This window comes from Nitratireductor lacus (assembly GCF_056431025.1).
The window spans coordinates 103186-115353 of record NZ_JBWKMB010000004.1 but is presented as its reverse complement, the minus strand read 5'-3'; the positions used below and the strand labels follow the sequence as shown (position 1 = coordinate 115353).

The following is a 12168-nucleotide window of genomic DNA, read 5'->3' as shown; positions in this document are numbered from 1 at the left end:
TTATAAGACGCGCGGCGCTGTAGGCTGGATTGCGGCATACCCGCCAGGCCGGGAGTTGGAAAAATGAAACTTCGTTTGGAACCTTTGTTGCCCGGGCGGGTTCATGCTCAAGGCGCGCCCCCACCATCCCCCCGACCCGAACCAAGCGCGCCGTTTGCCGGCCAGTTTCACTGGCCGGCTTTCTTTTGTGCGGATCAGTAGTCTTTTTCGAAGAAGATACCGAGGCTTGAATTGCCGTCGGACCCGACTGCACCGCGGGCCTTCAGATCTTCGGTGATGTCGAGATTGATGGTGCCGCGTGTCGTGCCTTTCGCGCCTGCCTCGACCCCCAAATAGATGTTGTCCTGGATATAGCGTCCGGCGCGGACGGCGGCGTTGCCCTCGCTGTCCGTCACGACATCCAGATCGTCCAGCCCGGTGGCGTTGCGCAGCGAGCCAAGGAGCGAGGTGTTGGATCCTCCGGCAAGCTCGGCCGCCGCCGCCGCAAGCTGGGCGATCTGCACGGCGGAAAGCTCGTCGATGCCGCGGTTGAAGATAAGGCGCGCCAGAACCTCGTCCTCAGGCAGTTCGGGCTGCGAGGAGAATGTGATGTTGAGGTCGGAGACACGGCCCCTGACATTGATGAAAACGATGATGTCGTTGCCGCGCGAGCGGGCGACGAAATCGAGCTGCGGATCGAGATCGCCCACAAGGGTCACCTGGCCTTCGTCGAAGGTGATGCGCTGGCCGATGATGGACAGACGCCCACGGATCAACTTGAACCCGCCGACCGGCTGGATATTGGTCACCGGCCCCGTCAGCCTGACCGAGCCGCCGAGCTCGGCATCGAGGCCCCGTCCGCGTACGAAGATGCGTGCGGGTGCCGTTACATTGACGTTGAGCCGCATGACGCTCGGGCGCGCCGAGGGCATCGGTGTGCCGTCGTCGGCGCGTGCGCGCTCCAGTGTCCGCTGTACAGCCGGCGGTGGGTTGAGATGACGCACGTCGATCGCCGAAGCGCCGCCACCAAGGCTTTCAGGCACAATGATCTCGGCGCGTTCGATGTTGACCTCGCCGGCAAGCAGCGGGTCGCGGGTGAGGGGGCCGGTCATGGAGAGCGCGCCGTTGACGGTCGCCGTCACCATTTCGCCGTCGGTGTGTCTGGCATTGTCCAGACCGATCCTGAGATCGGCGGGAAATCCTGCCTGTGCATTGGTCGAGATTGTGCCCGACACCGAAACCCTGCCGCCGGCTGCCAGCGCCGCCGACCCTTCCGTGATCGATATGCGATCGCCATTGACGGCTGCTGCCAGACGTACGTCGCTGATGCGCAGATTGGTGAGCGGATCGACGGCGGAGGCATTGGCGGTGGATATGGTGCCGTTGATGACCGGGTTGGCCACTGCGCCGGAGACACGGATATTGGCGGAGGCCGTGCCGGAAATCTGGGTGCCGCGGTCGGCGAGAAGGCGGTTGGCGATTGAGAGCGGTGCGGTGCCCGCCACGTTTACGCCAAGGCCTGCGCCGGACAGCGGAATGGTGCCGCTCGCCTCGATGCCCAGCCCGGACGGGCCGTCGGCGGTCAGGCGGGCGAGCTGTACCGCATTGCCCGAATAGCGCCCGCTCGCGGCAAGCTGAAGCGGGCCGAGGCCCGCGCTGGTCAGGGGCGCGGCCCGCAGGCCGCTTGCGCGCATGTCGAAGCTTGCCTGCGGTGCCGCGAGCCTGCCGGTAACGCGGGCGCTGCCGGTCACCTGACCGGAAAGGTCCTGGCCGCGCACGACCCGGTTCAGGGCTGCCAGCGGGAACGCGTTCAGCGCCACATCCATGGAGAGCTGGCCGTCATCGAAGGGCACCGTGCCGCGTGCAGCCGCGTTCAACCCTTCAGGGCTGGTGACGCTGGTGTCGACGTTCAGCCGGTTGCCGTCGCTCGTTCCGGTGGCGTCTATCGTTAGCGTGCTGAGGCCCGCCTGCGCGAGGGCCGGGGAGGTGATGCCGCGTCCGTCGATGTCGAAATTCACGAGCGGCCTGTCGCGCGTGCCCTTGATGTCCGCCTTGCCGTCAAGCGTGCCACCGAGGTCGAGATCGGGCTGGATCGTGTTGGCGATGGCAAGCGGCACCCGCTCAAGATTGACGGCCAGATCGAGAACGTCGGCAACACGGCCGCCGGCGGTGATGCGCCCGCCCGCGACATCGATGGCCAGCGGATCGAGTGTAAAAGCGCTTCCCTCCACCAGGAGGGAGGTGGGTTCCACGAGCCGGGCCTGAACCGCGCCCTGCTCGAGGCCGAGGCGGTTGAGCCGGACGCGATAACCGTTGCCCTCGGGCGCAAGCGCGCCCCGGGCTTCAAGCTGTGTGCCCTGGTCGAGAAGGGCCTTGCCCTCGAAATCCGTGGCACCCTCATTCTGGCGGGCGGTGGCTTCAAGCCGAGCGATGCCCACGCCGCCGGCGTTGATGTCCTGCGCATTGATGGAGCCCACGACGGCGGGCACGCCGAAGAGGTCTTCAATGGTGGCCGCAACCGTGGCGCTCGAAACGCGCGTCTGTTCAATTTCCAGATCGCGAATGGTGGCGTTGACGTCGGCGATCTGACGTTCATCAACCTGTGACAGGGAGAGATCGGCCTTCACACTGCCGGTCGCCTCACGCAGAAACAGGGCCGCGGCGGTCGAGACGTCGGCGGCATCGATGCCTATTCTGCCGTCGATCAGGCCTTTCCGAACATCCTGGATGATGTTGCCGCTGGCGGTCGCGCCGCCGGCCCGAAATGCGAGTTCGGTCAGTTGCCGTTGCTCGGGCGAGAGAAGGAGCCGCCCGGCAAGGTCGACACGCTCACCGGAGAGAAAGGCGTTGCCGTCTATCGTGCCGGTCAGAACCTGCTCTTCGAGCTGTCCGTCGAAACCCAGCGTGGCCTCGCTGAGATCGCGGCCGGAAAGGCTGCCGCGTGGCGCGTCTGCCTTGAATGTGAGGTTGATGCGCCCCTCACCACCCTCGGCGCGTCCCGTGGCTGACAGAGGGCCGGATGCATTCTTTGCAAGAAGTGCCATATCCTCGAGCGCGGCGTCGAAACGGAAGTTTGCGGCGCCAGACGCGAAGGTGCCGTCGGCACGCATGCTGAACTGATCGTTGGCGAGCCGCAGGTTGCGGGCGGTCAGTCCTTCGGGGCCGCGGGCAACCCCGCCCTCGATGCGTGTGGTGCCGGCAAGAAGATTTCCCGCGGCCTCGTTTTCGATGCGCAGATCGGTTGCGGTGCCGTCGAGATTGAGATCGAAGGCGCCGCTGATGGGGCGTACCGTACCGCTTGCGGTCAGGTCGACCGCGCCACCGAGCGCCTGATCCGCAAGACCGGAGAAGGGGGCGATGTCGGAAGCGCTGAGCTTGATGTCGCCGGTGAAGGCGAAGTCGTCAATCTGGCCGGTGAGGGCGGTTTCGAGACCGTTTCCGGAAACGCTGGCATTTTCGATCATGACCGGGTTCCCCGCCTGCCAGTCGCCGCGAGCGGCAATCGTCAGCGCATCACCGAGCGCTTCGGCGATCTTTGCCTGCCTGGCGGTGATCTGCGAGAGGCCGCCGTCGATCTCGAAACTGACGCGGCGTGAAAGCGGGTCGTTGAGGTTTTGGGCAAGCCCGCCCATTGTCAGGACCGTGCGCCCGGCGGCGAATTCGGCGGTCTGTAGCCCGTCCAGTTCGAGCTTGCCGTTCCAGCGTTCGGAACCCGCTTCGCCAAAGGTGATGTCGAGCTTCGCCGACTGTAGCGAGGTCTGTCCGCCGGCGACGGGAAGCAGCACGCGTTCGCCAGCCGGATTGGCCACGCCGGCGCTCAGCGAGAGAGCGGTCAGGAAGTTGTCGCTGCCGGTTTCTGCTGCTGCCTCAATGCGCATGGATGCGCTGGAGACCTGAAGATTCTCAAGCAGAACCCCGCCGCCATTCTTCGAGACGCCGTTGACGTTGATGCGCGTTCCCGCACCGAAGAAATCCTGAAACTGGACCGGCACAAGGCGTCGGATGGAGCCGGCGAGACGGGCGGAAAAGCCGAGACCCTCGTCGCGCCCGCGGAACTGCGCCGTGCCGCCGAAGGCGGGCACACCATCAGCCTCAAGCGCAAGCTTCACGTCGAGCGCGCTCAGCGGGCCGCTGCCGGCGAGGGTCAGTTTGAGCGGCGGGCGCCCCTCGACGTTGAGAAGGTTGGCAACCACACCATCCGCCGGTTCGTCGAGCACCAGATCAAGATCGAGGATTTCGGTTTCGTTGGAAAACGCAGCCTTGAGCGCAAACTGGCCACCGGGGCCGTCCAGACGCTGGACATCGAAATCGGTATCGAGCGCCCCGCTGTCGATCCTGAGCGCGCCCGTCAGCGAGAGTTCGGCGGCAAGTCCGAAAACCTCCTCGCCGAAGCTTGCCTGCTCGACTTCAAGCTGTTCCAGATTGACCGCCAGCGGCAGTTCGGGGACCTGGAACGAGCGCGATTCGGGAGCGGGCAGGCCTTCGTCCGGCAGCGGACGGCGCATCACTTCGATGGTTTCGGCAGCAAGCCTCTGCACTTCAAGGCGCTGGCGAAGCAGGAGCGTGGAACGGCTCCAGTCGATCGAGGCATTGCCTATGCGAAGCCAGATGCCCTCGCGGTCGGCAATGGTGATTTCACCGATGGTTGCCTGCGAAGAGAGGGCGCCGGAAATGCCTGAAATACGGATCTGCCGGTTCGGCGTGGAGAGCTGATCCTCCAGGAGGCGCGTGAAGAATGACCGCTCCTCATCGGGCGTGCGCTCGCTGGGTGTGTCCTGCGCCATGGCCGGCAAGAGGACGAACAACAGGGTCAGAGCTGCGAAAAAGCGGATCAAAACGCTTGTCCTATTCCGACGTAAAAGGCGACGCCCGGGTCGCCGTCTCGCTTGTCGAGGGGGACGGCGACGTCAAGGCGCACGGGGCCGAGCGGGGTGAGATAGCGCAAACCAGCGCCGACGCCGATCCGCACATCCTCGGAAAAATCCGGGAAGGATTCAGGGCCCACGGTGCCCGCGTCGACGAAGCCGACGACACCGATGGAGCTGGTGATGCGCGCGCGCAGTTCTGCGGAGGCTTCCATCAGCGAGCGGCCGCCGGCAATGCCGTTCGCCGTTTCGACGCCGATATTCCGATAGGCATACCCACGCACCGAACCGCCGCCACCGGCGAAGAACAGCTTGTCCGGCGGTGTCTCGTCAATCGGGGCGCCAACCAGCGCGCCGATCTTGGCGCGTCCTGCCAGGACGAAGCGGCCATCGCTGCCGAAATCATAATAGGCGCGGCCCTCCAGAAGCATGCGGGCAGCCAGGTTACGGTATTCCATCTCGTAGAACGGTTCGAGCGACAGTTCGGCGAAGTAGCCTTCGGTGGCGTCCGCGGGGTTGTCGCGGCTGTCATAGGTGAGGGCGCCTGCGAGCCCAACTGTGGTGAAATCGCGTGTGCCGAAATCATCTTCGAAACGGGCGCGGCCGGCATTGGCGAAGAGGCTTCCTGAAAGCTCTTCGGTGAATTCGTGCCGGAAGCCGAACTCGGCGCTGACCGCCGTGCGCGTATACCGCTCGAGAACTTCACGGTCGCCGAAGATCGACGCCTGGAAGTCCGTGTCGGGCGTATAGACGCCGGGCTTGATGAAAGTCGCGCCCACGCGGTACGTCAGATCCTCCGGCTTGAACGTGTTGCCAATGCCGGAAACCTGACCTTCAAAGCGCAGCCGTTCGGCGCGGCCGAAGAGGTTGCGGTGCATCCAGTAGGCCTGCACGCCGAGCCCGTCGAGCGTCGAATAGGTGCCGCCGACACCAAAACGGCGGGGCAGGCGCTCCTGGACGATGACGGCGAGCGGCAGAATGCCGTCGGCGCCGATCTCGTCTGCTTCCTCTATCCGGGCCGAGCGGAAGACGTCGAGCTTCGACAGCCGCTTGCGGGCCCGTTCCAGATCGTCGGGATCGTATTCGCGGCCGGGCACAAGACCGGTCTGACGCGCAACGAAATCGGGGTCCATCCGTTCCGTGCCGCTGACGGTGACTGCGCCATAAGCGGCGCGGCGTCCGGGCTCGACGGTGAGGATGGCGTCAACGGTCTTGCTTTCATGCGCGGCGGTGACGCGCCGCTCCACGACCTCGGCTTTCGCGTGCCCCTGGTGCCGCCACGCCTCGACGGCGAGGCGTCCGGCTCTCAGGATGGTTCCGGATGCCGCGACCTCGCCGGTCTGGAAACCTTCTTTTGCCGGGTCTTCCACACGGTCGCTTCGATCAAGCGGCGGCGGTGCCTGATTGACGATGCGTGCCTGACCGAAATGGAACACCGAGCCGGGATCGACGGCGACGCGGACACTGGCCGGATTGGCGATGTCGGCGTCGATGGGCAGTTCGGATACTTCCCTTCCGTCGATGGTGATGCTGATTGAGCCACCATAGAGGGCCGAACCATAGAGCGTGTTCAGCAGGCGGCGGTAATCGCCGCGCGCCTTGACGATCAGGCCGGCTGCGCCCGAGGCCGGCTTCTCCCGGTCCGCCCAGAGGGACGAGGCACCCTTGAGCTTCTTCTCGGTATCGTCTGCGCCATAGGGAAGGACGAACTCAACGGTGTAGTTCCACGGTTCGCCGATCGTGTCGGGCTCTTCGGCAGCCTTGTCCTTGCCAAACAGCTTTATGCCGAACAGCTCGAAGGCGCTGGCAGGGGGCGGCGAAAAGGCAAGCATAAGCGCGAGCAGCAACGGCCCGTGCAAACGCCGACCCATCGACGGTTTCGCGTCGATTCCACTCAAACCCGTCTCCCATTCTCGAGCCGAAGTGTCGGTCACCAACCTTGCCGTGACGTTAACGTCCGCCGCCCGTATGCTGCAAAACAGTGCGGTTAAACCACAAACCGCTGGCGCGGCCAATGTGGCTTATCGGGTGTGGCCAGACAATTGTGGCTTAAAGCCGGCGTTATTGGGAATGAAGCCGAATCGGGAACTAGGAAAAGACCGAACGGTTGTGTCTTCAAAGACAATGATGCTCAACTGCCGCAGCAGGGCTGAACAATCGCTCATCGTCTGGTTTGTAAGGAGAGGTGTGTGTTGAATGGCACAAATGCCCCGGAAGCAGAAGAGTGAGACCCGCAAGACACCGTCGCGCCAGCGGCGCAGTGCGCCCGGCCGGTCGGCTGCGGAGAGACCGGTCTTTATCGTCGACGGAGCGCGGACCCCGTTCCTCCGAGCGCGGGGGAAGCCGGGGCCGTTTACGCCGGTGGATCTTGCCGTCCAGTGCGGACGGCCGCTCTTGGCGAGACAGCCGTTTTCGCCAGAGAGTTTCGACAAGGTCATTCTGGGCTGCGTCAATGTGATTGCCGACGAGATGAACCCTGCGCGGGTTGCCGCTTTGCGGCTTGGCATGGGCGACGCGATGCCGGCCTTCACCGTCCAGATCAATTGCGGTTCGGGCATGCAGTCGATCGATACCGCGTTCCGAACCATTCAGTCGGGAAAGGCGGATCTCATTCTGGCCGGAGGCACAGAAGCGCTCTCGCACGCGCCGCTGGTGTGGCCGCAGGAGGGGGCGGCATGGTTCGGCCGGTTCGCCTTCGCCAGGTCACTGCCCGAAAAACTGTCCGCTCTGGGCGCCTTCAGGATGCGCATGCTGAAACCTGTAATCGGGCTCGAACGCGGACTGACGGACCCCGTTACCCAGCTCAACATGGGGCAGACGGCAGAAAAGATCGGCCACATCTTCAACATATCCCGGGAAGCGGCGGACGCCTACGCGCTTGAAAGCCATCAACGTCTGACGAGGGCCCAGAAGAATGGTGCGCTGAAGGGGGAGGTGATTCCCGCCGTGACGCGTGAAGGCGTGCTTTATGAACACGATGACGGCGTTCGCCCCGACACGTCGATGGAGCGGCTGGCCAAATTGAAGCCGGTTTTCGAAAAACCCTATGGCAGCGTGACGCCGGGCAACTCCTCGCAGATCACCGATGGGGCCTCATGGGTCGTTCTCGCATCTGAAGACGCGGTCAAGAAGCACGGGCTGACGCCGCTGGCGCAGATTGTCGATAGCGCGTGGTCGGGCCTCGATCCATCGATCATGGGGCTGGGGCCGACGCTGTGTTCGACCGTCCTGCTTGAACGCCACAAGCTTGCCCGTGACGATATCGACCTGTGGGAGCTCAATGAGGCTTTCGCGGCGCAGGTGCTTGCCTGCCTTGCGGCGTGGGAGGATGCGGATTACTGCCGCGACGTTCTCGGACTTGAAAAACCGTTCGGGCGCATCGACCGGAAACGCCTGAATGTGGATGGAGGGGCGATCAGCCTCGGTCATCCGGTGGGCACCAGCGGAAACCGGATCGTGCTTCATCTTGTGAACGCCATGCGCAAGCGTGGAGAGAAACGCGGTGTGGCGACCGAGTGTATCGGCGGTGGCCTAGGCGGTGCGATGCTGGTGGAGGTGGTCTGATGGCTGTTCGAAAGATATCCGCCGGCGAGCATCTCGCTCAAAACCGGCTTTCGCTCGGTAGCGATACGAAAGAAGTCGCCAAAACCACGCACTGGTCTTTGCGAAGGGATGCGGATGCGATTGCCTGGCTTGTGCTTGACCGCGCCGGGGAGAGCACCAACACGCTTTCTGAAGCGGTCATGGCTGAGCTGGAAACCCTGCTGGGTACGATCGAAACGATGCAGGCCAAGGGGCTGGTCATCCGCTCTGGCAAAGCCGGGGGCTTCATTGCCGGTGCTGACATTCGTGATTTTTCAGGTGTGAGCGAGACGGAAGCGGTTGAAGCCCGTATGACGCGGGCGCATGAAATCGTCGACCGGCTGGCGGCCCTGCCGATGCCGACGGTGGCGATTGTCCACGGCCATTGTCTTGGTGGCGGGCTTGAACTGGCGCTCGCCTGCAGGTTCCGGATCGCCGTCGAAGGCGCGGTGTTCGGCTTTCCCGAAGTGCTTCTGGGGCTTCACCCGGGTCTCGGCGGTACATTCCGGCTTCCAGCGTTGATTGCCCCCGTCGAGGCCATGAAGATGATGCTGACGGGCAAATCCGTTCACACCGGGAAGGCGAAGGCGCTCGGGCTCATCGATGCCGTGATTGAAGAGCGGCACGTCGGCAATGCCGTAAAGGCAGCCATCGGCGGGAAACTGAAGCGGCCACGGCGCAGCGCCGGGCTGAGTGGTTTTTCGCTTTTTCGTGGCATTGCCGCACGGAAGATGCGTTCCCTGGCCGCAAAACGCGCCCCGCAGGAGCACTACCCGGCGCCCCATCGGTTGATCGATCTGTGGGAGCAGCACGGCGGCGGGGAAAAAGAGGTGATGCAGAAGGAGGAAATCCGCTCCTTTGCGCGTCTGCTGACCGGCGAGACAGCGCAGAACCTCATTCACGTCTTTTTCCTGCGCGAGGCCCTGAAGGCCGGGGGCAAGGGGAAGAGCGGCATTGCCCATGTTCATGTCATCGGCGCCGGTACCATGGGCGGTGACATCGCCTCATGGTGTGCGGCGCGCGGCCTGCGTGTGACACTCACCGATCTCGATGAAAAGGTGCTTGCCGCTGCAATCGGCCGGGCTGGAAAGCTGTTCGACAAACGCCTCTACAGCAAGATTGACCGGCGCGATGCCTTCGACCGCCTGATACCGGATTTTGCGGGCGACGGTGTGAGGCAGGCCGATCTTGTGATCGAGGCGGTGGCGGAGAAGGCCGAGGTAAAGCGCAAGGTCTTCAAGGCAGTCGCACCGCTCATGAAAAAGGATGCGCTTCTTGCGACCAACACATCAAGCATTCCCCTGAGCGAGCTGCGCACGGCTGTTCCGTTTTCCGAAAGGCTGCTGGGGCTGCACTTCTTCAATCCCGTGGCGCGTATGGAACTTGTTGAAGTCGTCGCGCATGACAAGGTTTCGGATGCGGCGCAGGCGCGGCTGGCGGCTTTCTGCGGCTCCATCGACAGGCTGCCCGCACCGGTGAAAAGTTCGCCGGGCTTCCTCATCAACCGTATCCTGACGCCATACATCACCGAGGCATTCCTGATGCTTGACGAGGGTGTGCGCAGGGAAACCATCGATCAGGCGGCCGTCTCGTTCGGTATGCCGATGGGGCCGCTCGAGCTTGCCGACCGTGTCGGTCTGGACATCTGCCTCGAAGTGGCCCGAACCATGAAGTCCGGCCTCGACACGCCGCTGCCGGATGTGCCCGGCTGGCTGGAGACGATGGTTGCGGAAGGGCGAACCGGCCGAAAGGCGGGCCGGGGGCTATATGAGTACGACCGGAATGGCGAGCCCCGGAAGAGCGGGCAGCGTCTCGCGCCGCATCCCGCCATGACAGACCGGCTTGTCCTGCCCATGCTCAACACCTGTGTGACCTGCCTGCGGGAAGGCGTTGTCGGCGACGAGAAAACACTTGAGGGGGCGATGATCTTCGCTACGGGCTTTGCGCCGTTTCGTGGCGGGCCTCTGCGATATGCGCGCGCCCGAGGATTCGCCGAGATCATCGCCGTGCTCGAACGCCTGCAGGAAAAATACGGCGATCGCTTCGCACCGGACCCGCACTGGGTGAAACTGCCGGTGACCTGAAAGAAATCGGGAACCCTGCCGGTTCTGAAGCCTTATTCTCCGGGGCGGCAAGCCAGAGGAGATAAGAATGCCGGCAAAATCCAAGGCGCAGCAAAAGGCGGCAGGTGCCGCGCTCGCGGCGAAGCGCGGTGACATGCCCAAATCCCAGCTTCAGGGCGCATCAAAGGAAATGTATGAGACCATGAGCGAAGCGGAGCTCGAAGATCTGGCGGAGACGGACCGCAAAGGTCTGCCAGAGAGAAAGACGTGAGGCTCCGACTTAGAGCATCGGACCGAAAAGTGGAATTCGGTTTTCGGATTGTTCCGATGCTCCATCAATGGTTTGGATCGTCCTTTATGCGTCCGGATGGACGCACGCCGATCTAGCCGGCGGCTGCGGTCTGCCCTGATTTGTCGAGCCGGGCCGCGATGAAACGCTGCAGGCGCTTTGCGGCTTCGCGCAGGGTTTCTTCGTCCTGGCACATGGAAATGCGAATATGCCCCCTGGCCGCGTTGCCGAAGCTGGCACCGGGTAACACCGCGACGTCTTCCTCGTTGAGGAAATCCCATGCGAATTTTTCGCAATCCTCTTCGATGGCCCGGATGTCGAGCATGACATACATGCCGCCTTCCGAGCCGCGCACGATCACGCCGTTCATGCCGCGTATGGCATCGAGAAACGCTTCGCGGCGACGCGTGTAAAGCTCCGCGATCTCGCGCAGCCCGAAGCCGTTTTCGGCGGCGGCAATGGCCGCATGAGAGGTGAAATCGGGCAGTCCATAGGTGGCAACCAGATTGAGGTTGGTCATCACGGCGATCATCCCGGCGGGCCCCGTCAGCCAGCCGACACGCCAGCCGGTCATGCCATGGCTCTTCGACAGCGAGTTGATGACCAGCGTCCGCTCCTTCATGCCGGGCAGGGCGCGGGGCGAGATGTGCTCCTTTTCGGAGCGGATCGTCCAGTAGACTTCGTCCGAGAGCAGCCACAGGTCGCGTTCGCGGCAGATCTCCGCAATGCGCTCGATCGTTTCACGGGAGTAGACCGCGCCAGTGGGATTGTTCGGCGAGTTGATCAGGATCGCGCGTGTATCGGCTTCAAGGGCCGCTTCGATTTCCGCGAGGCTGGGTTCGAAATTGTTTTCCGCGTGGGTTTCGATCTCCGTATAGCGCCCGCCGGCTGCGCGTACCGTGCCTGGATAGGTGGCGTAGTAGGGCGAGACGATCACCGCATGGGCGCCGGGATCGAGCACTGCCTGAAAGGCAGCGTAAAGCGCGCCCTGGCCGCCAATGGTGACCATGATCTCGTCAGGGCTGGTCTCCGTGCCGGTGCATTCCTGCGAAAGCGCTGCCAGAGCCGCCCGCAGACGGGGAAGGCCGGGAAGCTGGGTATAGTGGTGATGCCCGCCCCGCACGGCTTCGACGCAGGCCTCGACCGTCCCTTCCGGCGTGTCGAAATCATGGTCGCCGACCGAGAGCATGATGACCCTGTCGCCAGCCTGCTTTCGGGTCATGGCGGCGAAGTGGATTTCCCAGCCATTCTTGCCGGACGGGACGATGCCTGAAATGCGGGATGAGGGCTTTGGCATTGGTGGCTCCAGGGGCGATCTTGGCATTCGACTTGAAAAAGAGAGGCCCTTCGACTACGAGGACCGGCGCATTGGTCGGCCTTGTAGCAAATC

Annotated in this window: 6 protein-coding genes; 3 read left to right on the top strand and 3 right to left on the bottom strand. The window is 63.7% G+C overall.

All coding sequences use genetic code 11. From position 1 onward, the window contains the following. Nucleotides 1–194 precede the first annotated feature (194 nt). A complete protein-coding gene (locus AC07E3_RS04825) occupies nucleotides 195–4814 on the bottom strand; it encodes a translocation/assembly module TamB domain-containing protein (RefSeq protein WP_478360459.1) in 4620 nt (1539 codons plus the stop codon). Then, a complete protein-coding gene (locus AC07E3_RS04820; RefSeq protein ID WP_478360536.1) occupies nucleotides 4811–6715 on the bottom strand; it encodes an autotransporter assembly complex protein TamA in 1905 nt (634 codons plus the stop codon). The genes AC07E3_RS04825 and AC07E3_RS04820 overlap by 4 nt, the downstream gene beginning before the upstream one ends. A 325-nt stretch (nucleotides 6716–7040) precedes the next feature. Between AC07E3_RS04820 and AC07E3_RS04815 the strand changes: the two genes are divergently transcribed. The 3 genes from AC07E3_RS04815 to AC07E3_RS04805 all read left to right on the top strand — a co-directional run bounded on the left by AC07E3_RS04815 (nucleotide 7041) and on the right by AC07E3_RS04805 (nucleotide 10760). Continuing rightward, on the top strand, nucleotides 7041–8408 hold the full coding sequence (locus AC07E3_RS04815; protein WP_336068134.1) for an acetyl-CoA C-acetyltransferase: 1368 nt from the start codon (nucleotides 7041–7043) through the stop codon (nucleotides 8406–8408). Then, entirely contained in the window at nucleotides 8408–10510 is a 2103-nt protein-coding gene (locus AC07E3_RS04810; protein ID WP_478360458.1) for a 3-hydroxyacyl-CoA dehydrogenase NAD-binding domain-containing protein, read from the top strand. The genes AC07E3_RS04815 and AC07E3_RS04810 overlap by 1 nt, the downstream gene beginning before the upstream one ends. Before the next feature lie 67 nt (nucleotides 10511–10577). Next, nucleotides 10578–10760 (top strand): DUF3008 family protein, encoded by a 183-nt coding sequence (locus AC07E3_RS04805; protein WP_336068140.1) that lies wholly within the window; start codon nucleotides 10578–10580, stop codon nucleotides 10758–10760. 112 nt (nucleotides 10761–10872) lie between these two features. On the opposite strand, the gene AC07E3_RS04800 is transcribed toward AC07E3_RS04805, so the two are convergent. Continuing rightward, nucleotides 10873–12075 (bottom strand): pyridoxal phosphate-dependent aminotransferase, encoded by a 1203-nt coding sequence (locus AC07E3_RS04800; RefSeq protein WP_336068143.1) that lies wholly within the window; start codon nucleotides 12073–12075, stop codon nucleotides 10873–10875. Between the last annotated feature and the right edge of the window lie 93 nt (nucleotides 12076–12168).